Origin of the sequence: Henriciella algicola (assembly GCF_003576245.1) — a bacterium.
Taxonomy (GTDB): Bacteria; Pseudomonadota; Alphaproteobacteria; order Caulobacterales; family Hyphomonadaceae; genus Henriciella; species Henriciella algicola.
On the sequence record NZ_QWGA01000008.1, the window covers coordinates 212,743 to 233,543 of the forward strand.

The 20,801-nt window shown below is 60.5% G+C and carries 27 protein-coding genes and 1 pseudogene; 7 read left to right on the forward strand and 21 right to left on the reverse strand.

Translation table 11 applies throughout. The annotated features are described in order from the left end of the window. Positions 1-47: 47 nt before the first annotated feature. The 3 genes from D1222_RS13855 to D1222_RS13865 form a co-directional block, all read right to left on the reverse strand. Positions 48-437 (reverse strand): hypothetical protein, encoded by a 390-nt coding sequence (locus D1222_RS13855; RefSeq protein WP_147371883.1) that lies wholly within the window; start codon positions 435-437, stop codon positions 48-50. A gap of 95 nt (positions 438-532) precedes the next feature. Then, positions 533-892 (reverse strand): hypothetical protein, encoded by a 360-nt coding sequence (locus D1222_RS13860; protein ID WP_119454854.1) that lies wholly within the window; start codon positions 890-892, stop codon positions 533-535. Positions 893-902: 10 nt separating this feature from the next. Then, the gene (locus D1222_RS13865) at positions 903-2,504 is read right to left on the reverse strand and encodes a lysine--tRNA ligase (protein ID WP_119454855.1); all 1,602 of its coding nucleotides are present in this window, start codon (positions 2,502-2,504) and stop codon (positions 903-905) included. A gap of 158 nt (positions 2,505-2,662) precedes the next feature. Here D1222_RS13865 and D1222_RS13870 point away from each other — a divergent pair, with 158 nt between their 5' ends. Together D1222_RS13870 and bfr are read left to right on the forward strand one after the other, a co-directional pair. Then, positions 2,663-2,863: a (2Fe-2S)-binding protein gene (locus tag D1222_RS13870; RefSeq protein WP_119454856.1), complete on the forward strand. Its 201-nt coding sequence runs from the start codon at positions 2,663-2,665 to the stop codon at positions 2,861-2,863. A 185-nt stretch (positions 2,864-3,048) separates the two neighbouring features. Beyond that, a complete protein-coding gene (gene bfr / locus D1222_RS13875) occupies positions 3,049-3,543 on the forward strand; it encodes a bacterioferritin (protein WP_119454857.1) in 495 nt (164 codons plus the stop codon). A 3-nt stretch (positions 3,544-3,546) separates the two neighbouring features. Here the strand turns inward: bfr and D1222_RS13880 are convergent, their stop codons facing one another. The 7 genes from D1222_RS13880 to D1222_RS13910 form a co-directional block, all read right to left on the reverse strand. Further along, entirely contained in the window at positions 3,547-4,209 is a 663-nt protein-coding gene (locus D1222_RS13880; RefSeq protein WP_119454858.1) for a glutathione S-transferase, read from the reverse strand. 78 nt (positions 4,210-4,287) lie between these two features. Then, positions 4,288-5,235 (reverse strand): alpha/beta fold hydrolase, encoded by a 948-nt coding sequence (locus D1222_RS13885; protein ID WP_119454859.1) that lies wholly within the window; start codon positions 5,233-5,235, stop codon positions 4,288-4,290. Positions 5,236-5,340: 105 nt separating this feature from the next. After that, entirely contained in the window at positions 5,341-5,643 is a 303-nt protein-coding gene (locus tag D1222_RS13890; protein ID WP_119454860.1) for an SCP2 sterol-binding domain-containing protein, read from the reverse strand. A 130-nt stretch (positions 5,644-5,773) separates the two neighbouring features. Then, positions 5,774-6,241 (reverse strand): VOC family protein, encoded by a 468-nt coding sequence (locus D1222_RS13895; RefSeq protein ID WP_119454861.1) that lies wholly within the window; start codon positions 6,239-6,241, stop codon positions 5,774-5,776. 11 nt (positions 6,242-6,252) lie between these two features. After that, positions 6,253-6,759 (reverse strand): SRPBCC family protein, encoded by a 507-nt coding sequence (locus D1222_RS13900; protein WP_119454862.1) that lies wholly within the window; start codon positions 6,757-6,759, stop codon positions 6,253-6,255. A 5-nt stretch (positions 6,760-6,764) separates the two neighbouring features. Continuing rightward, positions 6,765-7,385, reverse strand: coding sequence for a TetR/AcrR family transcriptional regulator (locus tag D1222_RS13905; RefSeq protein ID WP_119454863.1), 621 nt, complete (start codon positions 7,383-7,385; stop codon positions 6,765-6,767). Positions 7,386-7,475: 90 nt separating this feature from the next. Next, a complete protein-coding gene (locus D1222_RS13910; protein ID WP_147371884.1) occupies positions 7,476-8,327 on the reverse strand; it encodes a hypothetical protein in 852 nt (283 codons plus the stop codon). 152 nt (positions 8,328-8,479) lie between these two features. Here D1222_RS13910 and D1222_RS13915 point away from each other — a divergent pair, with 152 nt between their 5' ends. Next, positions 8,480-9,982, forward strand: coding sequence for an acyl-CoA carboxylase subunit beta (locus tag D1222_RS13915; protein ID WP_119454865.1), 1,503 nt, complete (start codon positions 8,480-8,482; stop codon positions 9,980-9,982). Positions 9,983-10,319: 337 nt separating this feature from the next. Beyond that, a pseudogene (locus D1222_RS15995) lies at positions 10,320-10,856 on the forward strand (DUF4349 domain-containing protein); the annotation flags it as partial. On the opposite strand, the gene D1222_RS13925 reads toward D1222_RS15995, so the two are convergent. Beyond that, the gene (locus D1222_RS13925; RefSeq protein ID WP_119454866.1) at positions 10,855-11,727 is read right to left on the reverse strand and encodes a pseudouridine synthase; all 873 of its coding nucleotides are present in this window, start codon (positions 11,725-11,727) and stop codon (positions 10,855-10,857) included. The pseudogene D1222_RS15995 and the gene D1222_RS13925 overlap by 2 nt on opposite strands. A gap of 258 nt (positions 11,728-11,985) precedes the next feature. Here D1222_RS13925 and D1222_RS13930 point away from each other — a divergent pair, with 258 nt between their 5' ends. Together D1222_RS13930 and D1222_RS13935 are read left to right on the forward strand one after the other, a co-directional pair. Further along, positions 11,986-12,618, forward strand: coding sequence for a hypothetical protein (locus tag D1222_RS13930; RefSeq protein ID WP_119454867.1), 633 nt, complete (start codon positions 11,986-11,988; stop codon positions 12,616-12,618). Positions 12,619-12,841: 223 nt separating this feature from the next. Beyond that, complete coding sequence (locus D1222_RS13935; protein WP_119454868.1) at positions 12,842-13,450, forward strand: GNAT family N-acetyltransferase; 609 nt, start codon at positions 12,842-12,844, stop codon at positions 13,448-13,450. A gap of 22 nt (positions 13,451-13,472) precedes the next feature. Here D1222_RS13935 and D1222_RS13940 read toward each other — a convergent pair whose 3' ends face one another. From D1222_RS13940 to D1222_RS13960, 7 genes are all read right to left on the reverse strand, one after another. Further along, positions 13,473-13,967 (reverse strand): GNAT family N-acetyltransferase, encoded by a 495-nt coding sequence (locus D1222_RS13940; RefSeq protein WP_119454869.1) that lies wholly within the window; start codon positions 13,965-13,967, stop codon positions 13,473-13,475. A gap of 256 nt (positions 13,968-14,223) precedes the next feature. Then, positions 14,224-14,649 (reverse strand): DUF2147 domain-containing protein, encoded by a 426-nt coding sequence (locus D1222_RS15795; protein ID WP_182481994.1) that lies wholly within the window; start codon positions 14,647-14,649, stop codon positions 14,224-14,226. 88 nt (positions 14,650-14,737) lie between these two features. Beyond that, positions 14,738-15,598 carry a hypothetical protein gene (locus D1222_RS15800; RefSeq protein ID WP_182481995.1) on the reverse strand — a complete coding sequence of 287 codons (861 nt, stop codon included), beginning with the start codon at positions 15,596-15,598 and terminating at the stop codon, positions 14,738-14,740. 68 nt (positions 15,599-15,666) lie between these two features. Further along, the gene (locus D1222_RS15915) at positions 15,667-15,795 is read right to left on the reverse strand and encodes a hypothetical protein (protein ID WP_267896093.1); all 129 of its coding nucleotides are present in this window, start codon (positions 15,793-15,795) and stop codon (positions 15,667-15,669) included. Between the two features lie 528 nt (positions 15,796-16,323). Then, positions 16,324-16,788: a hypothetical protein gene (locus D1222_RS13950; protein ID WP_119454871.1), complete on the reverse strand. Its 465-nt coding sequence runs from the start codon at positions 16,786-16,788 to the stop codon at positions 16,324-16,326. 2 nt (positions 16,789-16,790) lie between these two features. Next, on the reverse strand, positions 16,791-18,029 hold the full coding sequence (locus D1222_RS13955; RefSeq protein WP_119454872.1) for an argininosuccinate synthase: 1,239 nt from the start codon (positions 18,027-18,029) through the stop codon (positions 16,791-16,793). A 144-nt stretch (positions 18,030-18,173) separates the two neighbouring features. Then, positions 18,174-18,425, reverse strand: coding sequence for a GlsB/YeaQ/YmgE family stress response membrane protein (locus D1222_RS13960; RefSeq protein ID WP_119454873.1), 252 nt, complete (start codon positions 18,423-18,425; stop codon positions 18,174-18,176). Between the two features lie 209 nt (positions 18,426-18,634). Here D1222_RS13960 and D1222_RS13965 point away from each other — a divergent pair, with 209 nt between their 5' ends. Beyond that, on the forward strand, positions 18,635-19,396 hold the full coding sequence (locus tag D1222_RS13965; protein ID WP_119454874.1) for a vWA domain-containing protein: 762 nt from the start codon (positions 18,635-18,637) through the stop codon (positions 19,394-19,396). A 16-nt stretch (positions 19,397-19,412) separates the two neighbouring features. Here the strand turns inward: D1222_RS13965 and D1222_RS13970 are convergent, their stop codons facing one another. From D1222_RS13970 to D1222_RS13980, 3 genes are all read right to left on the reverse strand, one after another. Continuing rightward, positions 19,413-19,634, reverse strand: coding sequence for a hypothetical protein (locus D1222_RS13970; RefSeq protein ID WP_119454875.1), 222 nt, complete (start codon positions 19,632-19,634; stop codon positions 19,413-19,415). A 124-nt stretch (positions 19,635-19,758) separates the two neighbouring features. Then, positions 19,759-20,418, reverse strand: a complete 660-nt coding sequence (locus D1222_RS13975) for an SdpI family protein (RefSeq protein ID WP_182481996.1) — start codon at positions 20,416-20,418, stop codon at positions 19,759-19,761. Between the two features lie 41 nt (positions 20,419-20,459). Continuing rightward, a complete protein-coding gene (locus D1222_RS13980) occupies positions 20,460-20,756 on the reverse strand; it encodes a metalloregulator ArsR/SmtB family transcription factor (protein ID WP_119454877.1) in 297 nt (98 codons plus the stop codon). Positions 20,757-20,801 lie beyond the last annotated feature (45 nt).

Sequence of the window (20,801 nt, forward strand, 5' to 3'; positions counted from 1 at the left end):
TATGAGAAGGCCGCTTCCGGCAGAAGGAGGCGGCCTTTTTCTTTGTGTCAGCTCGCGACGCTGACGATGACTTCGAGCACACTCGCGCTGCTCTCCAGCGCCGCAAGTTCTGCGTAGAGCGACGCTGCAGCGATGTCCTTGCTGATCGCGCTAACCTGCCCGGCCGCGTTCAGTGTCATGATGGTGAGTGTCAGCACCCGCGCGGATGTATCGAGAACGCCGTCAGCTACCTCGATTGGAAACTTGCCGACATGGTAGGCACCCTTGCCGACGGCGTAGGCGCCGCGTCCTGTATAGTAGAGGCCTGTGCCAGCCGCGCGCGTCCCGTGATAGGCCCCCTTGAAGGGTAGGGCGGCGGCTTCGCCTGTTACCTTGGCCACCGTGCAGCCTGATGTCAGTCCTGCGCCGACCAATACCGATGCGATCAGTCCCCTCATGCGCTTGCCCCCTCATTGCCCGCATGAAAGCTGGCAGAAAGGTCTTAAGGCAGGCCTTGGAGATAGGCAGGTTTTATTGGTTAACCGGTGAGGGATCAGGGCCTGTCGACATAGACGTCGACGACATCGTCGCGCTCCGACAGGGCATCGAGTTCGTCCTCGAGGGCGCGCGCCGGGATGATCCGGTCGCTGACATACATGTCGCCGCGATCGCGAAACCGCACGGTTAGTTTCAAGCGCCCGCGCTCCATATCACCAACATCATCGGCGACAGTGACGGGCACGCCATCGCCGCCCGAGACGAGGCCGACGGCGCCCTTGCCCGTATAGTAAACCGTCTTGCCGGCCAGTTCGACACCGGACCCGATCGCGCCCACCGTTGCGCCAGCCACGCTGGCAGCGAGGCAGCCAGACAGGGCAAGAACGGCGAGCGGAGCAAGGATGAGCGCTTTCATGCGCTCAGTCTCAAGCCGATTCCGTGTCGCGCGCCAGCGCACCCTTGATGAGCCGTGCCGTCTCGTGGACGCCGTAGAGGGCTGCAAAGCCGCCAAAGCGCGGACCTTGGCTCTGGCCGAGTAGGACTTCGTAGAGCGCCTTGAACCAATCGCGAAGATTCTCGAACTCGTGGGCCTTGCCGATTTCGAAGGTCAGGTTCTGGAGCGTCTCGGCATCGGCTTCGCCCTCAAGGGACGACAGGCGATTGGCGAGGTCCTCCATCGCGGCGCGCTCTTTCTCGTCTGGTGCACGGTACACCTTTGTCGGCTTCACGAAGTCCTCGTAATAGCGGATGGCGTAGCCAGCGAGCTTGTCGAGGAAGGGGTGGCTCTCAGGGCTGGCCTCAGGCGCATAGCGCGAGATGAAGTCCCAGAGCTGTTCCTTGGTCTCAGTGTTTGCGGCGCTGACGAGGTTGAGCAGCAGCGCGAAGGACACAGGCGTATCGCCTTGCGGCGGATTGCCGGAATGGATATGCCAGACAGGGTTCTCGATCTGGCGCGCTGCCTCTTCTTCCGGGTATTTCGACAGGAAGGTCAGATACTCATCGACCGCCTTCGGAATGACGTCGAAATAGAGCTTCTTCGCAACGCGTGGCTTCTGGAACTGGAAGAGTGACAGGCTCTCCTGCGGCGCATAGGCCAGCCAGTCTTCGACCGAGATGCCATTGCCCTTGGTCTTGGAAATCTTCTCGCCTTTTTCGTCGAGGAAGAGCTCATAGACATATTGCTGCGGCGGCTGGCTGCCGAGGATCTTGCAGATCTTAGAGTAGATCGGCGCATTGTCCTGGTGGTCCTTGCCGAACATCTCGAAGTCGACGCCGAGTGCGGCCCAGCGCATGCCGAAATCCGGCTTCCACTGAAGCTTGGTGTTGCCGCCCGTGACGGGAATGGTGACGTCCGTGCCGTCTTCATCCTCGAAGGTGATCGTGCCAGCCTTCGCGTCCGTTGCCTTCATCGGCACATAGAGCACGCGGCCTGTCGATGGTGAGATCGGCAGGAAGGGCGAATAAGTCGCCTGACGCTCAGCGCCGAGCGTCGGCAGCATGACCGCCATGATCTCATCGAACTTTTTGAGGGCGCGCAGCAGCGCCTCGTCGAATACGCCGGTCTTGTAGAGTTGCGTGGCGGACTTGAACTCATAGTCAAAACCGAAGCTGTCGAGGAAGGCGCAGAGGCGCGCGCCCATATGCGCGCCATAGCTTTCATGCGTGCCGAACGGGTCCGGCACCGCGGTCAGCGGCATCTGCATGTAGGCTTCAAGGTCCTTCGGGTTCGGCACCGTCGGCGGCACCTTGCGCATGCCGTCCATATCGTCTGACACGCAGATCATGCGGGTTTCGTACTTGCCGTCTGTCAGGGTCTCGAAAGCCGTGCGCACCATCGTCGTGCGGACGACTTCACCGAACGTGCCGATATGGGGAAGGCCGGACGGGCCATAACCGGTCTCGAAGGTGACCGGGCCCTCTTTGGGTTTGCCCGCACGCTCCATATTCTCGAGCCGTTTCAGCAGCGCACGTGCCTGTTCAAAAGGCCATGCCTTTGCCGTGTCTGCAAGCTCTGGAAGCGTGCTCATGATATCTCCACTCAAACCGGGGTTAAACTGTGGCGGAGGTAGAAGGGCAGGGGCGTGCGGTCAAGCTGGGGCGGGCGGATGCTGCTGCATGATCGGCGTACTCCTCAGATGCACCTCTTTTGATTGACAATCATTCTCAAACCCGCTAGTTGAGAACCATGATCATTTGCATTTGCAGACGCATTAATGATTCCGGCATCCGCGACGCCGTCGATGCCGGTGCACGCAGCCCAGAAGCGGTTCAGGCCCACCATGGCTGCGCCTTCAATTGCGGCAAGTGCAGAACGACGATCGGTGAGATGATTTCCGAGCGAGTCGAAGCAACGGCACTTGAGCCACTACAAGCTGCTGCAGAATAATCATCCGGCGTCGTCAGCGCTGTCCAAGACAAATTCAAATTAAAACAGCCGCTTCCGGCAATGCATCTGTGCAATTGCTTCTCACTATCATAAGCATCTGATTTTATACAACTTTTTTGCTTGAAACGCCGCTTTTCGGTGATATTTCGGACATTAGACGAAACCTTCGACCTCAGGAGTGCACCATGAAGGGCGACCCGAAAGTCATCGAATTCCTGAACGCCTGTCTCAAGAATGAGCTGACGGCGATTAATCAGTACTTCCTCCATTCGCGCATGCTCATGGACTGGGGTGTCTCCATCCTGGGCGAGCATGAGTACAAGGAATCAATCGAGGAGATGGAGCATGCCGACTGGCTCATCCAGCGCATCCTCTTCCTTGGCGGCCTGCCAAATCTGCAGGACCTCGGCAAACTGAAAATTGGCGAGACGGTCGAGGAAATCCTCGCCAGCGATCTTGAGCTTGAGCGTGAAGCCTGTCCGGTCCTCCGCGATGGTATGGAGCACGCGGAGAGCTGCCGCGACTATGTCACACGCGATCTCTTCCTCAAGATCCTCGCGAGCGAAGAAGAGCACATCGACTATCTGGAAACCCAGATGGAGCTCGTCGAGCGGATCGGTATCCAGAACTACATCCAGCTCCAATCGGAGCCGAACAAGACGCTCGACGCTGCCCCATAAGCCTTACGCGTAGGCGTAAGGCCCACCGCGTTCCAGCGCCCGCTTATAAGCGGGCCGCTCATGGATGCGGGTCAGGAAGCCTGAGATGTTCGGGTATTGCCCGGCATCGCTCCGGCTCGCAGCGGCCTCCAGCGGAAAACTCATGATAAGGTCGGCAGCGGTAAAATCGCTGCCGGCAAACCATCCTGTCGGGGCGAGCGAGCTCTCCCAGAACTCGATATGCTCCTTCAGGCGCGGGTCAATAAAGCCATTCTCCGCCTTGGACGTAATGGCCTTCACCATCGGCCGCACCAGCGGGTTGGCATTCTGCGGCAGCATCTGAAAGACCAGCTTCATCAAGAGCGGCGGCATCGCAGACCCTTCGGCATAGTGCATCCAGTAGGTCCAGGCGCGCTGTTCGGCTGTGCCGGCGGCGGGCTTCAGGCGCCCCGCGCCATGCGTGTCGATGACGTACTCGATGATGGCGCCCGTCTCTGCGACGATGACATCGCCTTCTTCCAGCACAGGCGATTTGCCGAGCGGGTGGATAGCGCGCAGCGCGTCCGGCGCGAGCCTTGTCTGCGGATCGCGCTCATAGCGGATGACCTCATAGTCCAGGCCAAGTTCTTCCAGCAGCCAAAGGATACGCTGTGAGCGGCTGTCTTCGAGATGGTGGATCTTGATCATGTCGCGGCCCCCTGCCGTCCGGCAGCTGCGCAGGATGCGTCTGGCCGGTGCGAGTGATCTGGAGCGCGAGGGCGCTGTTTAAAGGCCTGACGTCGCGAGCAGCTGATCGAACCCGTACCAGAACTGCTGGCGGTAGACGTCCTGCTCCATCAGGATCTCATGACGCGCGCCCTCGATCGTGATGTGCGTACAGCTTGGAATATGCTTTGCGACCTTCGTATGCGCCTTGTTGTCGACGAGCTGTTCGTCGCCAGCACTCGCAACAAAGACGGGGCAGTCCACACCGCGCAGAAGGGCAGGCTTCCGCGTCTCGTTCAGAATGTCGAGTGACGCGCCCAGCCAGCCCCATGTCATCGGGCCGACTTCCAGTTCCGGCACGGCGGCGATCAGGTCGCGCTGCAGCTGCCAACGATCGCGGTCATGCGTGACGATATTATTCTCGAAGGTTTCAGGCGGTCCGGGCTGGCGCGCATAATCGCCGTCGCGGCCAACAGCGCGCATCGCCCAGATGATATAACGCACCGCCAGATTGACCGGCAGGCCCCACATCGGCGCAGAGAATGCCGCGGCGTCGACCCGAACCAGCTTTCGCGCCATCGCCGCGAGCGCGATCGCCCCGCCCATGGAGTGCGCCACACAGACATAAGGCCGGGGCAGGTCCCCCGGCATGGCGTCGAGGCCATTGCGAAGGGCGCTCATGAAGGTTTCGAACCGGTCGATATGGCCTTTTTTGGGGTCTTCCAGCAGCCGGTCTGAAAGGCCCTGACCCGGCCAGTCCAGAATGACGATGGCGAAGCCGCGCGCCTGCAGGTCGCGGGCGGTCTCGAAATACTTCTCGATGAATTCGGTACGGCCGGGACAGATAATGGCCGTCCCGCGCGGACTGGCCTGCGTTGACGGGGCGAGACAGGCCCGCAGGCTGCGCCCGGCCATGCCTTCAAACCAGACAAGCTCTGCGCCCTCGGGCGGAGGGTTCTTGTCCAGCAGGACAAAGCTGCTTCGGTGGTCTCTGTCTTCCTGGTCCATATGCTTGCCTAGCAAAGAAAAAAGGCGCTGGCAGCAAACTTGCCGCTCAGCGCCTTTAAACTGGTTTTGCAGAAGGCCGTGGCCAGTCTGCCTGACCGCTAGAGCCTAGCTGAATTTCTTCATCAGGCTTTGCAGCTGCATGGCGACCGACATGTCGCCGAGCACTTTCAGCTTGCCCTGCATGAAGGCCATCGTCGGGTCGAGCTGACCGGCGACGAGTTTCTGGAAATCGTCCCAGTCGACCTTCACCGTCGCATCTGCCTCGCTGTCGGAATTGTCGGCCTTGCCATTGGCGCCGTCGATGAACAGCTTGCCGGCGTCGCCGAAGTCGAATTTCACCTTCTTGGTGAAATCACCGCCAGCAGACACTGCTTCATTTGCTTTTGCAGTGAGAGTTGCGAGATCCATGAAAGCCTCCTCGAATTGGACTCGGGAGGGATAAAGCAATGCCAGTGCGGCGAAGGCAAGAGGCAATGTCGAAAGAATGACGACTGTGTCATGATGGTCGCTGAAGGCACGCCTATATCGGGCTCGGCGGCTAACCGCTGAAAGCAGCTTCCAGTGCTGAGATATCGAACTTTCTCATTTTCATCATCGCCGCACGGGCTCGCCCAGCCGCTGCCTTGTCGTCACTCTCCATCATGGTTGGAAGGACCGACGGCACGACCTGCCAGGAGACGCCAAACCGGTCGACGACCCAGCCGCACATGCTCTCCTTGCCGCCGTCTTTTGTGAGCGCGTCCCAGAGCCGGTCAATTTCTGTCTGATCGTCGGCTAGCACGGAAATTGAAGCGGCGGGCGAATGCTCGAACATCGGGCCGCCATTCAGCACCATATAGGGGGCACCCGCGAGGGTGAACTCGACCACGAGCGCAGGCTTTCCCGGTTCGGGATAGGACCGGCTCTCGATATGACTGTCTGGCAGGAGTGTCGTGTAGAACTCGGCGGCTTCTTCGCCGCGACCATCGAACCAGAGGCAAGTGCGCACTTTTGATGTGTAGGCCATGTCTGCCCCGTTCAGTCCTTTAGCGGCGCGGACGCGATCGCCTTGGCCGTTTCCTCAAGCTGCTCAGCTGCAGCGCCCCAACCGGCCTCGAAGCCCATCTCTTCATGTTGCTTCAAGCCAGCTTCAGTTCGGTGGCGCGCACCCCAGACAAATCGTGTGCCGCCGCCGGGGGCGTCCGAAAGCTCGACATAGCCCGTCATGAAGCCTTCGCCCTGTGGCACGAAGCCTTCAGTAAAAAAGTCAGTGAAGACGAGGCGTGTCTCAGGGACGACTTCAAGCCAGATGCCCTCATTTTCTATCCGCTCGCCGTCGGGGCCTGCGAAGACGGTATTGAAGCGTCCGCCAGCCCGCACATCGAGATCCGCCTCAGGTACGGACCACGGCTTTGGGCAGTGCCATTGCTTCAGCAGCTCGGCCTCGGTCCAGCACCGCCAGACAGCATGGCGGGGCGCGTCAATGATCCTGCCAATGACAAGCTCAAGCGGGGCCGAAGGTTTAACGTCTATAGGGGTTGCCATCGGCTTTATGCCTCCTGTGCTGGCGGGCGGTGAAAGAGAGAGCGGACATAGCGTGACAGGTGGTCGACCATGTCGCGCGCCACCTCCCTGTCAGAGCTGGCCTTAGCCAGGATGAAGGCGCCCTGAAGCACAGCCTGGCTGTGCAGGGCGAGGCTTTTGGCGGTCCAGTCCGGTGAGAGGCCGTAGGCGGCAAGTGCCGCGCTGATATCTGCTTCAAGCGTGGCGGCATGGCCGAATATGGAATCGCGGCAGGCCGTCCGGATATCTTCGCTCGCGCCAAACTGTTCCTGAACCATGGTTCCGGCGACGCAGGTGAACTCAGCCGGCTCACCTTCGAGTAGCGATTTGCGGAGCTCAATATATCCCAGCACCCGGGCCAGCGGGTCGGCCTCGTGATGGTAATCAGCCGCGGCGAACATTGCGCCGGTAACCTCGCTCCAGTGGTTGGCGGCGGCTGCGCCCAGCGCTTCCTTGCTCTCGAAATGGTGGAAGAAAGCCCCCTTGGTAACACCGGCGGCCTGGCAAAGCTCATCGACGCTGGTCGCGCTGAAGCCCTTCTCCCGGATCAGGTTGAGCGCGGCATCGAGGAGTTTGGTGCGGGCAGGAGCGGGTCTGGTTGAAGGCATCCATTGAACATACCAACTGGTTGGTATGTTGTCGAGTCAAATGAGATTGCGCCTCCTGACAGGGTGCGATCGTCGTCTTCTCAGAAGTGGCTAGTAGCGCTTGCCGACGGGCGGGGAGGCCGTGATCGGGCCGATATTCCAGATGCCATCATAGCGGGAATCGCGGTCCGTCAGCATGAGGCCGTCTTCATAGGGGCGCGACTTGTCATCGACCGGCATAGGGCCGCAGCCTTCGGCGCCGCACATATGCGACGTGCCGCCTGTATGGGCGATATTGAAGCTCAGCACTTCGCCGTCTGGCAAGTGCATGGCCATCGGGTCGAAGCCCGGCCGGTCACCAAGTTCCGGATAGGGCTCCAGGCGGGCGTGAAGATTGCCGACCAGCACCATGATGCGGGCATCCGGGTTACGTGCGCTGGCGCGCTGTAGCTCACCGGCGAGCGCCTTCTCATAAGGTGTCTGGCTGCCCTCGCCGACAATACGGGTTGATGTGAAGCCGATCATGCGGATGTCGGCGCCTTGTGATTTCAGTTCCTGCATCCGCACGAAAAGGTCGAGGAATGCCTGGCTCGACAGGCCCCAATCGGTGCCATCGAAAAAGCCCCGGAGCAGATTGAAGCGGGCATCATCACTGCCATCGCTGTCGACAAAGGTCTGCATCGCGCGGGTCAGGTTTGCCGGGCGTTCGATGCCAACGACGACCGGGCCCTGTTTTGCGGCTTCACAGATAATCTCGCCAAATGCGCGGGGCGCTTCGCGTGTGCCGTGAACCTCGCCAAAGATCAGATAGGTCTCGTCATTCTCGGAGAGGACCTGCTCTGTGCCCGCAAGCGCCTTGCAATTGAGGCCCTCAAGGCCGCCTTCTGCAGCGCTGTCCTGTGCACAGGCCATGAAAGAGGCAGCCGACATGCAGGCTGCGCCAAGAAACGATTTGCGAAGCAAGGATCTCATCATCATGGCCATCTGGTTGCAAAATTCGAGCCAGCACGAGCGCCCATTTCGATATCGGCTCTTGACCTGACACTGGGGCACATCGTCTAGCTGTACCCATGTCTTGGGAGAAGTCGATAGAAGAGCTTCGCCGGCGGGAACGCATGGCGGAAAAGATGGGCGGCGAAGAGCCGGTCTCGCGGCAACGCGGCCGGGGAAAGCTCACCGTCCGCGAGCGCGTGTCCTTTCTGGTCGATCCGGGAAGCTTTCACGAGATTGGCAAGATCGCCGGCGTCGCGACCTATGATGAGGATGAGAAGCTAGACAGCTTCATGGCGTCCAATTCTGTCGTTGGCCGGGCGACACTGGATGGCCGCCCGACCATGGTGCTGGGTGACGATTTCACCGTGCGCGGCGGCGCGGCCGATGCTTCGATCAGGGGCAAGACTGTCATCGCGCTGAAGCAGGCCGTCGAATACCGGATGCCGCTGGTCCAGCTCATCGATGGCACGGGCGGCGGCGGCTCCATCAAGATGTTCCTGAAGGATCCGCGCACCTACATTCCAGAGACACCAAGCTGGGAACTGATCGTCGATGGCATGGGCGAGATCCCGATGGTCTCGCTCGCGCTAGGGCCTTGTGCGGGCCTCGGCGCAGGACGTGTTGGCGCCAGCCATTATTCGGTGATGGTGAAAGAGCTGTCTCAGGTCTTCGTGGCAGGCCCGCCCGTGGCGATTGCCATTGGCGAAGATGTCTCGAAGGAAGAGCTGGGCGGCTGGGAAATTCAGGCCAAGAACGGGACAGTCGACGATGTTGTCGCGACAGAGGCCGACGCCTTCAAGGCGGCCAAGCGCTTCCTCTCCTATCTGCCGTCTTCGGTGCATGAGCTACCGCCGGTCACCGAGCCGACGGACGATCCGGATCGCCGCGACGAAAGCCTCATCTCCATCGTGCCCGAAGACGGCAAGACACCGTACAAGCCACAAAAGATCATCGAAGCGTCTGTCGACAAGGGCAGCTTCTTCGAGATCGGACGCAACTGGGGCAGGGGAATCGTCACGGGTCTTGCCCGCATTGACGGTCACCCCGTCGGCATCATGGCCGGTAACCCGTTCTTCCTCGATGGGGCCTGGACGGCAGATGTGTGCGACAAGGTCATGCGCCACATGGACCTCTGTTCGACCTTCCATCTTCCGGTGGTTCACTTTGTCGATTGCGCAGGCTTTGCTGTTGGCGTGCGCCATGAAACAGCAGGCGTGACCCGCAAGGGCGTGCGTGCCATGGCGGCGGTGTATCAGGCCACCGTGCCAGTCTGCGCGGTCGTGATCCGCAAGGCTTACGGGCTTGCAGGCTCTGCGATGATGAACCCGACCAAGGCGAAATGGCGCTATTGCTGGCCATCCGGCAATTGGGGCTCACTGCCCATGGCAGGCGGCATCGAGGCGGCATTCCGCAAGGAATTGTCCGAGACCGACGACAAGGAAGCGCTGCTTGCCAGCCTCTACAAGAAGTTCGAGGCGATGGAGGATCCGTTCCGCACCGCTGAAGCCTTCTTTGCCGAAGAGATTATCGACCCGCGCGATACGAGGCCGCTCCTCGTCGACTTCGTGCACCATGCGCGCAGGCGTCTGGAGCCTGGAAAGACGGTTTTCGGACCAAGGCCCTGATCCCGCCTTATTTTCGCCGTGAGTAAACGCTCACATATGCATTCCTTATCGTGGAGGGATGCAAATGTTGAAGAAGATTAGTCCAGCCTTTATCGCGCTGGCACTCGTCGCGGGTTGTGGTGGTTCGGGCGGCGAAAGCGCTGCTGAATATGACCATGCGATGGAGGCGCCGGTTCAGGAGGTCGCCGTCAGCGGCAGCCGCATGGCGATGTCTGACGAGAGCTATGCAGAGCCATCGCCAGCGCCGGACCGCCCGGACGTCGAACCAGGCGTGCAGCAATATATCGCCTATAGCCACTCGCTCGGCCTGCGCCTGCCAAAGGGCAGCGTGGAGCCGATGCTGCAGGGCCATGTCGAGGATTGCCGGACCGCAGGCACCGAAACCTGCATCGTGATCAATTCGAACGTCTACAGTTCGAATGAGGACTATGTTTCTGGCAATGTCTCCATCCGGGCGACGCCTGACTGGATCGCGACCTTTCTGGGCGGTGTCGAGGCGGAAACCGAAGCGGCGGATGGCGAAATCACATCACGCTCTACCCGGGCAGAAGACCTGACCCGTTCGATCATCGACACGGGCGCGCGTCTCGATGCGCAGCGGACATTGCGCTCACGGCTGGAGGGCCTTCTGGAGCGGCGGGATGGGACGCTTGGTGACCTACTCCAGATCGAGCGCGAGCTGGCGCGGGTGATTGGTGAGATCGAGTCGACGGAAGCCCAGCTTCGTGCGCTTCGGCTGCGGGTGTCGATGTCGTCGCTGGATGTCTCATACGAGACAAAAGTCCCTGCCTTCTCCAGCTCAAGTTCGAACCCGCTGGGCGAGGCGATTGGCGACTTTTTCTATAATCTTTCCAGCGCAATAGCTGCGGTCATCACGGCTTTCGCCGTGGGGCTGCCCTGGCTGGTCCTGATCGGGATTTTCCTCTGGATCTGGCTGAAGCTTTTCTGGCCCTGGATCCGCCGGAAGCGCCCGACAAAGGCTTCGAAGCCTTGATCAAGGCGGCGCGCTCTTCACTGGTAAGGGCGCGCCATTTGCCTTCTGGCAGTTTGTCCAGCTGAAGCGGGCCGATGCGCGTGCGGAAAAGGTCAATGACTACAAGGCCAACCAGTTCGCACATCCGGCGGATCTGGCGGTTGCGTCCCTCACGCAGGACAAAGCGCAGGCGACCGGGCGAGACGAGGTCGACCTTTGCAGCTTTCAGTCTTCGACCATCGAGAGAGAGGCCGTGGCGGAGCTTTCCGATGATTGGGTCCGTAATCTGGCCCTGAACAGTGACGATATATTCCTTGTCGAGGGCGGAATCCGGGCCGATCACGGCCTTGGCGAGGACGCCATCTTCGGAGAGAAGCAAGAGGCCGCGCGAGTCCATATCCAGCCTCCCCAAGGGCGCAAAGTTTGGGTTACGGCCTGGAATCTTCGGTGCTTTTCCAAGTAAATTGTCCTTGCTTGCCAGGCGGATTGCCGGGATTTGCTCGCCTTCTGGCTGGGCAGAGACATAGCCGACAGGCTTGTGCAGGACGATGGTGAGCTGGTCGTCGAGGGCCTTGGTCGCCTTACCTGCAAGGGTCATGGTCTGGCCGGGCTCTATCTTGTGGCCCGGTTCGCTCACCTTCGCGCCCTCGACCGACACAGAGCCTTGAGAAATAAGCGTTTCTGCCTCACGGCGCGAACAGATGCCGAGGCTGGCCATCCATTTGTTGAGCCTGACAGGCTCTGTTCCGTCATAGGTATAGGTGTTCGACATCGCGCTTGTGCCTAGCAGACCGCGCCCGGTCTGGCGATGTGGGAAGGCTGGCGAATTTCCATGAAAACTGGGGTGCACTGACGGTGTAGTGGCGGTGTTTCTGCCGTTTTCCACAGAAAAGAAAGTTTCCAACCGGATGGGCCGTGCGATGAAGATGTTCGGTGTGCGCGAGCTGTGCCCGGTGCCTGGCGAGCGGATCAAAACGTGAAGATGGACGTTAGCCGAGACGACAGAATGGTTCAGGATCAAGGATACGCAATGAAACCGAACGTGCCAAAATCAGGCTTCTTCTCGCGCATCATCATTGCCGCAGCCCTGTCGCTCATGGCCGCCTGCAGCCCACAAAGCGCCGAGCCGGAGTCCACGGCCGAGCAGGGTGGAGCACCGGCAAACCAAGTGAATGGTGCTGTTGATGCTCCGGTGGCAGATTCAACTGCCAAGACGAGTGAGCGGCAAGCCGATAGCGAACCTGTAGAGACCGTCGATGCCGCCGACCTGCGGCCCGCAGAAGCGCTTTCAGAACTCGCGCTGACAGATGGCGACTGGTTCATGAATAGCGGCGAAGCCATGTTCGGCCCGCCAGAGTCCGAAGCTGTTTTCACGATCGGCTGCGAACCCCAGGCTGGCGAAGTCGTCATGACCCGATCAATTGATGTGACGAGCGCGCGCGTGCGTCTGGGTCTTTTCACCGACAGTCAGATGGCGAGCGGCTATTGGCGTGATGCAGGTGACGTCATGCCAATCGCGATTGCGCGGTTGACGGCAGATGAGCCCGGTCTGGAAGACATCGTCTATTCCGAGCGGTTTGCCATTGCTGCTGAGGGGCACCCCCTGCTGGTTCTGCCCGTGAATGAAGCCGTCCGCGCCGTCATTGATGAGTGCGTCGCCTAGGTCCGCGTCAGACTAGACTAAACCGGTGAAGCTGAGAATCGCGATCGCCTGACTACCTCGTGGATCGTTTTGCTCATCGGAACCGCGTCAGTTCAGACCCGTTTCAAAAGCGACCACCTGCTGTGACAATTTGCATGCAATAGGCGGCCATTAAGGGCTTGGAAAGCAGCCGCCGATTACTTATTTCGCAGGTGCAGCATAAATTATTGAGCAGGTGCAGCAAATGGCACGAGACATCTTGATCGAGACACTGGACGGCGACCCTGTGCGCCTGCGTCCAATGGTGCCCGCAGATGAGGATGCGCTGCGCCACGCGATCAGCCAGCTGTCGAACCGCTCGCGCTATCTGCGCTTCTTCAATGGCGCGGCAACCCTGCCGGACCATGTCGTGCATCGCCTCTCAGATGTTGACGGCGTCAAGCACATCGCGTGGGTCGCCATCGATGAAACCAAGGCCGAGAAGCCGATCATTGGCGCGGTTCATGCCCAGCGCGGCAATGAAACCGACAAGCGCGGCGATTTCTCGATCGGCCTGCTGGACGCCTGGCATAGCAAGGGCCTCGCCCGTCTTCTGATTGCGCTTCTGGCCGCCGACTCCAAGAAAGCCGGTTTCGACGAACTGATTGCCGACGTCCTGTGGGAGAACAAGAAAGGCCGCGCGCTTTTCGGCTCCATCGGTGCGAAGAGCATGGGCAGCGATGGCTCTACCATCCAGTTCCGCATGGTGCTGGATGAAGTAATCGCCAGGATTGGTGAGAAGAAACTCGGCAGCGCCATGGACACAGTCCTCGCCGCCATCGAGGGCGAAGATTTTTTTGAAAGCGCCGCCTGAGCGTGCAAGCCCTGTCGGCTGGCTAGATGTCTCGCGCGTAAAACCGGACGGCATAGTCCGCGCGGTAGCGATGGTCGCCAATCGCTTTGAAGCCCAGCCGCTGATGAAAGCGGTGTGACCCCGGATTGTCGGGGTCGGTGTTTACTTCACAGCAGAGATACGCATTTGGTTTCGCCGCCTCGAAGGCGGCGCGATAGAGCGCTTCGCCGACACCCTGTCCGCGCGCGATTTTGCCGATCGCGATCCGGTCGACATAATGGGCGCTGACCTGCTCACGGGTGATCCAGTCCTCAATCCATCGCAGATTGTCGCTGTTGTAAGCGGCGGTGCCAGGCGAGACCAGGTTGATGAAGCCGATCCGTTCGTCGTCGCCCCCGATGGCCACAAGGCAGGTGCCGATCGCGATCAGGGCGCCAAGGTCGTCTACCGTTTCAGCATGCCCAACGCCGGGCACACCGGCCTGATTGATCTTGTGGAGCGCGGCGAGGTCTTCAGGCTGGAATAGGCGTATCTGCATGGGCGGCTAGATGCGCCGGTTGGTTGGGGGCGTCAATGTGGTGGAGGAGGGGCTGCGACCTGTAAGACGGTGCGCGCCGCCCGCGTGGTTCGACTTCGCTCACCATGCGGGCTCATTGCTGGGGCCATGAGGTATAATTTTCAGGATGCGGGCTGTTGTGGGCCGGCCAATATGGATACCTGCCTGCGCAGGTATCTTCGGAAGCGGTGAGCGGTCTAGGTGACCGGGCCTATGGCGTTCTCATGGCTGGCGGAGGCTACTCACCCTCATATTCGGTCCAGATCTGTGTCTGGCAGATTGGGCCGACACAGCCTTTCAGCTCCAGATCGCCATCTGCGAGTCGTTTGATGCGCGCAGCATAGGTCTTGTCGTTCTCAGGGTCATAGATGGTGCCGCCGCGCCAGTCGCTACGCTTCTGTTCGAAGCCTTCGAGGATAAGAAGGCCGAGCACGGGGTCGCCCGCCTTGGTGCGAAGGTCTTCAGCTGTTGTGCCGGGCTCCAGCACGTTCGGATTGATGGCGCTGACGCGGCCGCACGGGCTGCCATCGCCGCAATCTTCAATCGTCACGCGTGAGGTGCCAGCCTGTGTGTAGAATGTGCCGAACACGTTGTGATTGGCAGGCTCTGCGGCGGCTGGCAGGGACAGGGCGAGGATAGCGACAGAGGTAGCTATGAGGCGCATGGCAGGCTCCAGATCAGATGACGGGAATATGCGCGCCTTGCCTGCGTTTTGTCGATTGGTGATTTTGCGGGGGCGCCGTCCGGCCTGCCTATTCGGCTGCCAGATATCCTGATCGCATCGCTTCAATATGGCTCTCGCCTTCAGCGAGGACGATATCTGGCAGGGTGATCCGGTCTTTCTGGTCCAGCATGTTCTGGACGAGGCCGATGCTCCATTCGGCGTATTGTTGCTGCGCCTCAGTGTTGCCGTCTGCCAGCGCCGCTTCGGCATATTCGGACAGGGTTAGCGCATAGATCCAGGCGATGTCTGGCGCGACGCTCCGGCAGGTTTTGTAGAGACCCTCCAGCCGATACGTGACGGATTTGACGGGGGCCGCATCAATGTCCGCTTTGACGGCGTTGAGCAGCCCTTGTGCCTCGGCGACCGCGCGGGACCTGTCTGCTGGCCGGTCCACCCATGGACACGTGGTTGAGAAGATGTTCTCCGCCTCGCCTTCATAGGGCAGGCTGACATAGCCATTTGTGTAGAGGCGCGTCAGTTCCTTCATGATGTATTCGCGCATAAGGAAATTGACCTGCGAGCCCATCCGGCGCTGTGCCTCATCTTCCTCGTCGATCAGCTGGTCCTGCTGGGCGGCAAGATAGAAGGACTGGTCCAGCATGAGGCCGCGTGCCTCCTGCGAGGCCATGATGCTGCCCATGGTCGCGTAATTGAAGGCCACCCGCCCCAGGATGACCGGATCATTGGCGCAGCTTTCTTCAAACGCGCCGAGTGTGTCGAAATGCTGCGAGATTTCAGACGCTTCCGGCGTGCCGCGCAGATAGTCATACATGTCGCTGAGGACCTGTTCGGCATTCTCCGGACAGGCGGCCGGGGCGGGCGTATCCTCCGCCATGGCTGGCAAAGCGATGGCAATTGCGGAGAGCCCCGCAGCGATGGACCTGACCATGCAGCCCTCCCCCTTCAGATCGTCTGACCAGAAGGCTAGGCGGGTGCGCCGCGCATGTGAAGAGCGGTCTAGAGCTCGCCCGGTTTCTTTGTCGATTGGCGAATAAACCAGATCGTGATGCCAAGGACGATGGCGACGAGGGCGCCAAAGCCTGCGAGCGCGGCAATGGCCAGCGGATCGACTGTCAGTTTGCCCATGAGATTGTGCGCCTCCCACCCGCGCCCGCTGTCTGTTGTGCAGGATGCGGCGGCGGTGGCATGCGGGCTATACGGGCGATTGCGTATTGGGCGGGTCAGGAAGATGGACGGCCGCCGGGGAATTGAACCCCATTACCCTGCCACTCCACTTTGGATAGGGACCGCGTTTGCAGCGCGGCATGGAGTCTGTGGCCGGTATTGGTCAGGCCCGCTCTCAACCGCGTTAATCCGCGCTTTTGTTGGGAGGGCGGATAGGAGGTGACCGGTCTGGCTCTGATGATCGCTTCAGTTACCGAAAGTCCCTGCGCAGGCAGGGACCCATGGTGCGACCGGTGCCAAGCCAACCCGTCGTCACGAGAATGGCGGGCGGTGCACTCTCGATACCTGCCTCCGCAGGTATCTTCGGACACAATTGCCCGTTGGCGGGGTCTACGGAAGCTTTTTGGAATTGAAGAAAAAGTCTCGGCGGTCTCGTCGCTCACCGCAGGCGCTTCAGGTCGATACCCCCCGACCGGGGCTGAGCGGCCCTTATTTCTGCCGGGAAAACTTGAAGTAGGGCTTGTAGGCTTCATTCGCGCGTTCGGCGGCGGCGACGAGCCTCAGGGTCAGGCGCTTTTCGGTGTTAAGGGCCGTCAACCGTTCCTCTTCGGTCAGGTTCTCAACGTCCTGAAGCGTGTCCTGGACCGTCATGTATTCGACAGCCATGTCGATGATCTCCTGGTTCAGCTCGACGATTTTCTTGCCGAACAGGATGTCTGCGCCGAGCACTCTGCGGCGCATCTCCCGAAGCTGTTCGAAATCGACCTTGAGGTCCCTCTGATAGGAGAGGAGGAAGTCCCTGACCGGGTAGTAGACGGCGATCCGCTTCTCGAACAGGGCGAGGTTGAACCTGTGCTTGTTCGTCAGGTGCTGCTGATAGGCGATATAGATCGCGGCAATGGCGATCAGGAAGATGAGGATTGTCTGGAAGTGTTGGCCGATAAACTCCAGCATTCCTAGTTCTTCCCCGCCTTCTTGTCGCGGCCAGCCAGAAGGCGCAGGCGCAGCGCGTTCAGCTTGATGAAGCCTTCGGCGTCTTTCTGATCATAGGCGCCGTGGTCGTCCTCGAAGGTGACGATCTTCTCGCTGTAGAGCGAGTAAGGCGATGAGCGGCCGACGAGAATGACATTGCCCTTGTAGAGCTTGAGGCGAACCTCTCCTTCGACATAGCGCTGGGAGTGGTCAATGGCGGCCTGAAGCATTTCTCGCTCCGGGCTCCACCAGAAGCCATTATAGATCAGCTCTGCATATTTCGGCATCAGCTCATCCTTGAGGTGGGCCGAGCCCTTGTCGAGGCAGGCCTGTTCGATGCCGCGATGGGCCGTCAGCAGGATGGTGCCGCCCGGGGTCTCGTACATGCCGCGCGACTTCATGCCGACAAAGCGGTTTTCCAGAAGGTCGAGGCGGCCAATGCCGTGCTTGCGGCCATACTCGTTGAGGGCGGTGAGAAGCGTGGCGGGGCTCATTGCCTCGCCATTGATGGCGATGGGGTCGCCCTTCTCGAACTGGACGGTGATGTATTCCGGCTGGTCCGGCGCGTCTTCCGGGCTGACGGTGCGCTGGTAGACAAAATCCGGCGTCTCAACGGCTGGATCCTCGAGCGCCTTGCCCTCTGAGGAGGTGTGCAAGAGGTTCGCGTCGACCGAGAAAGGCGCTTCGCCGCGCTTGTCCTTGGCGATCGGAATGTCGTGCTCTTCAGCGAAGGCGATAAGGTCGGAGCGGGACTTGAAGCTCCAGTCGCGCCACGGGGCGATCACCTTGATGTCCGGGTTGAGGCCGTAATAGCCAAGCTCGAAGCGGACCTGGTCATTGCCCTTGCCGGTCGCGCCATGACAGACGGCGTCGGCGCCCGTGATGTCCGCGATCTCAATCTGGCGCTTGGCGATCAGCGGGCGGGCGATCGAGGTACCTAGCAGGTAGACGCCTTCATAGACGGCATTGGCGCGGAACATCGGGAAGACATAGTCGCGCACGAAGTCCTCGCGCACATCCTCAATGAAGATGTTTTCTGGCTTGATACCAAGCTTCAGCGCCTTTTCGCGGGCCGGTTCCAGCTCTTCGCCCTGGCCAAGGTCTGCGGTGAAGGTCACGACTTCTGCGCCAAACTCGGTCTGCAGCCATTTCAGGATGATCGAGGTGTCGAGGCCGCCGGAATAGGCGAGGACGACTTTCTTCGGCGCGTGCTTGGTAGCCATGGCTGTTTGCTCCATTGGGGCAGGGGGTCGGTCTGGCGCGCAACATATTCAAGTGCGCCTGCGGAGCAAGTGGATTGGGCTGAAGCCACAAAAAAGCCCCGGCGTCCGTGCCGGGGCTTTGTCGGTTTGTGTCTGCTGGCCTGATCAGGCGCGTTTCACGAGGCTGATCAGGAAGAGCAGGATACAGGCGCCGAGGAAGGCACCGATCAGATTTCCGATTATGCCGCTAAAGCCAATGCCAAGCAGGCCGAAGATCAGGCCGCCGAGCACCGCGCCGACGATGCCGACAATGATGTTGCCGAGGAGGCCGAAGCCGCCGCCGCGCATCACCTTGCCAGCGAGCCAGCCAGCAATTGCGCCGATGATGAGCCAGACGAGAATTCCAACAATATCCATTTCGCGTATCCTTTGTTGCCAGTTGTTCATCAAGAACACGCTGCAACCGGGGCGAGTTCCGGCCGCCTCGAATTTGTCGGACGCCCGGCCTGCCCGAAGATCACCCCCTGATCACCGCGAAGCCGCCGCGTCATGGCCGCATTTGGCGGTGAGCTTCTGCCCCACCGGACTCCGGGGTGGGGTCCAAGGTCACTGGAGGAGATGATCCCATGTTGAGAAAAGCGTTCCTGAGCGCGGCCCTGGTCGCAGGTTTTGCATTCGCGGCGTGCGCTGCACGTCCAGCCCCCGCGCCAGATACACCGCCAGAGCCAGAAGCGCCGAAGGCGGTCCATTCTTACATTTTGCTCGACCGGACAGGCTCGATGTCAAACCTCTGGGATGAGGCGCTCACCTCAGTCAACGCCTATGCCGCCGCTGTTGGCGAGGCAGGTGAGGGTGAGACGGCGCCGCTGGAAACATCGGTCACGCTGGCGGTCTTCGATGCGCAGGACGGACTTCAGTATGATGTGCTGCGCGAAAACGTGGCGCCAGACGACTGGCAGGCTGTCACCTCTGATGAGGTGTCGCCGCGCGGGATGACGCCGCTTTTCGATGCCATCGGGCGCATCATTTCGACGGCTGAAAGCGACAATCCGGAGAAGGCCGTGATCGTGATCATGACGGACGGTCTGGAGAACTCCTCGCGTGAGATCACTCATGAAGGCGCGAAAGCCGCGCTGGACCGCGTTGAGGCAAAGGGGTGGGAAGTTGTTTTCCTCGGTGCTGATTTCGGCAAGTTCGACGATGCCGAAGCTGTCGGCGTGTCTGCCGCGCAGACAATGGCGGTCGGCAAGGGCACGATGGAAGAGTCGATGAACCGGCTGGCGGCGAAGTCACGCTCTTACGGCAGCGGCGCAGCCCCAAGCGTGAAGTTCGATGCTGAAGACCGCGCGATTGCCAATGAGGCCGAGGTGAAGGACCGCGACAACTAGGCTTCGCGACCAGACTTTAATGCGAAGTGGGGCCCTTGCCGAGCAGACGCGCGGTGAGGGCCCCTGCCATTGGGACGATGAGAAAGCTGATCGTAGGCACCAGGATAAGCGTCAGGATGAGCGTGCTGAGAGCGAGCGGCAGGCCCGGCGAGATGGCGCGCAGCAATGTCAGCCCCGCCAGCACCAGCACATAGATCGACAGCCACAGGATGAAGAGGCGGAGGAGGGTCGCTTTCATGTGGCGGGTCTTTCTGCGCGCTTTCAGCTGGAGGGCCCCATCTAGGTTGCGGCTTTGAGGTATAAAAGAAGCGGGCGCAGAGAAGTCCCCGCGCCCGCTTTTGGCTTTCAAGCTAGTCCTCGTCTCAGACCACGTAGTCTGCGCCTTCATTACGGTCATTCGCATTGCGCCATACCCACCAGGAATAGGCGACGCCGAACAGGCTGACCCCGAGAATGACGCCGGTGAAGCTGAGCGCGAGCCAGATGCCGGTCATGGTGAAGGCGAGCACGATGCCGATAAGACCTGCAGCGATATAGAGCGGGCCCACAAGGCGGTGGGTCTTCTCCCAGGTATAGTCGCTGGTCAGCGTCCAGGGCGTGCGGATGCCCAGGAAGAAGGACTTGCGGGTCTTTGGCAGGTAGTTGCCGATGATGACAAACAACACGCCGCATCCAGCCATGACGAAGCGGACAAATTCATTGGAATCCGTCGCGCCATTCGCGCCGCGGGTCATCATGAGGGCGATGCCTGCGGTCAGTGCCGCGAGCAGCACCATGCTGCCGGCCCAGATCGCCGTATAGGCCTGCCTACTGCGCTGGAGGTTGGCCTTGAACGGGTCAAGATAGGGCGCCGCGGCGAGCAGAAATGAGGTGAAGATCGCGCTTGCGGGCAGGATAGCGAGAATGAGCAATGCTTTATCGCGCGTGGCAAAGCCGTCCGCCTCTCCGCTTGGTCCCCAATGTACGGGGATGTTCACCCCCGTTGGGAGGGCGCTCCACGCCCAGATGAGGGTTCCCAGCATGGCGGCGATCGCCAACCCCGACCATATCAAACCTGTCCTGATCATTCTGCGGCCTCCTTCATGTCGTCGTCGCCATTGTCTTTGCCGATAAGTGCCAGAAGGGCGGCGGCAGCATCTTCGATCACGCTGGTATTGGCGCGGTAGATGATGCTGGTGCCATGTCTTTCGGCGGTGATGAGATCGGCGTCTTTCAGCACAGCCAGATGCCGGCTGACCGTTGGCCAGCTGGCGTCGAATGCGTCGGCAAGTTCGCCGGACGTCCGCGGGCCCTTTCGCAGCAGATCCATGACCTGCCGACGGAGGGGATGTCCCAGCGCGCTGAATACATTATTTGTCATAAATGCTAATTAGCATAACCAGTAATTAGCGGTCAAGCTAATATT

Coding starts and splice junctions, on each gene's coding strand:
- D1222_RS13890 (WP_119454860.1), bottom strand. CDS start 5,643: ATGGATCTCGCAACTCTCACTGCAAAAGCAAATGAAGCAGTGTCTGCT.
- D1222_RS13965 (WP_119454874.1), top strand. CDS start 18,635: ATGTTGAGAAAAGCGTTCCTGAGCGCGGCCCTGGTCGCAGGTTTTGCA.
- D1222_RS15795 (WP_182481994.1), bottom strand. CDS start 14,649: ATGCGCCTCATAGCTACCTCTGTCGCTATCCTCGCCCTGTCCCTGCCA.
- D1222_RS13975 (WP_182481996.1), bottom strand. CDS start 20,418: ATGCTGGGAACCCTCATCTGGGCGTGGAGCGCCCTCCCAACGGGGGTG.
- D1222_RS13855 (WP_147371883.1), bottom strand. CDS start 437: ATGAGGGGACTGATCGCATCGGTATTGGTCGGCGCAGGACTGACATCA.
- D1222_RS15800 (WP_182481995.1), bottom strand. CDS start 15,598: ATGGTCAGGTCCATCGCTGCGGGGCTCTCCGCAATTGCCATCGCTTTG.
- D1222_RS13960 (WP_119454873.1), bottom strand. CDS start 18,425: ATGGATATTGTTGGAATTCTCGTCTGGCTCATCATCGGCGCAATTGCT.
- D1222_RS13940 (WP_119454869.1), bottom strand. CDS start 13,967: ATGCAGATACGCCTATTCCAGCCTGAAGACCTCGCCGCGCTCCACAAG.
- D1222_RS13970 (WP_119454875.1), bottom strand. CDS start 19,634: ATGAAAGCGACCCTCCTCCGCCTCTTCATCCTGTGGCTGTCGATCTAT.
- D1222_RS13905 (WP_119454863.1), bottom strand. CDS start 7,385: ATGCCTTCAACCAGACCCGCTCCTGCCCGCACCAAACTCCTCGATGCC.
- bfr (WP_119454857.1), top strand. CDS start 3,049: ATGAAGGGCGACCCGAAAGTCATCGAATTCCTGAACGCCTGTCTCAAG.
- D1222_RS13885 (WP_119454859.1), bottom strand. CDS start 5,235: ATGGACCAGGAAGACAGAGACCACCGAAGCAGCTTTGTCCTGCTGGAC.
- D1222_RS13895 (WP_119454861.1), bottom strand. CDS start 6,241: ATGGCCTACACATCAAAAGTGCGCACTTGCCTCTGGTTCGATGGTCGC.
- D1222_RS13925 (WP_119454866.1), bottom strand. CDS start 11,727: ATGTCGAACACCTATACCTATGACGGAACAGAGCCTGTCAGGCTCAAC.
- D1222_RS13880 (WP_119454858.1), bottom strand. CDS start 4,209: ATGATCAAGATCCACCATCTCGAAGACAGCCGCTCACAGCGTATCCTT.
- D1222_RS13930 (WP_119454867.1), top strand. CDS start 11,986: ATGAAACCGAACGTGCCAAAATCAGGCTTCTTCTCGCGCATCATCATT.
- D1222_RS13865 (WP_119454855.1), bottom strand. CDS start 2,504: ATGAGCACGCTTCCAGAGCTTGCAGACACGGCAAAGGCATGGCCTTTT.
- D1222_RS13860 (WP_119454854.1), bottom strand. CDS start 892: ATGAAAGCGCTCATCCTTGCTCCGCTCGCCGTTCTTGCCCTGTCTGGC.
- D1222_RS13950 (WP_119454871.1), bottom strand. CDS start 16,788: ATGCTGGAGTTTATCGGCCAACACTTCCAGACAATCCTCATCTTCCTG.
- D1222_RS13935 (WP_119454868.1), top strand. CDS start 12,842: ATGGCACGAGACATCTTGATCGAGACACTGGACGGCGACCCTGTGCGC.
- D1222_RS13870 (WP_119454856.1), top strand. CDS start 2,663: ATGATCATTTGCATTTGCAGACGCATTAATGATTCCGGCATCCGCGAC.
- D1222_RS13915 (WP_119454865.1), top strand. CDS start 8,480: ATGGCGGAAAAGATGGGCGGCGAAGAGCCGGTCTCGCGGCAACGCGGC.
- D1222_RS13980 (WP_119454877.1), bottom strand. CDS start 20,756: ATGACAAATAATGTATTCAGCGCGCTGGGACATCCCCTCCGTCGGCAG.
- D1222_RS15915 (WP_267896093.1), bottom strand. CDS start 15,795: ATGGGCAAACTGACAGTCGATCCGCTGGCCATTGCCGCGCTCGCAGGC.
- D1222_RS13900 (WP_119454862.1), bottom strand. CDS start 6,759: ATGGCAACCCCTATAGACGTTAAACCTTCGGCCCCGCTTGAGCTTGTC.
- D1222_RS13955 (WP_119454872.1), bottom strand. CDS start 18,029: ATGGCTACCAAGCACGCGCCGAAGAAAGTCGTCCTCGCCTATTCCGGC.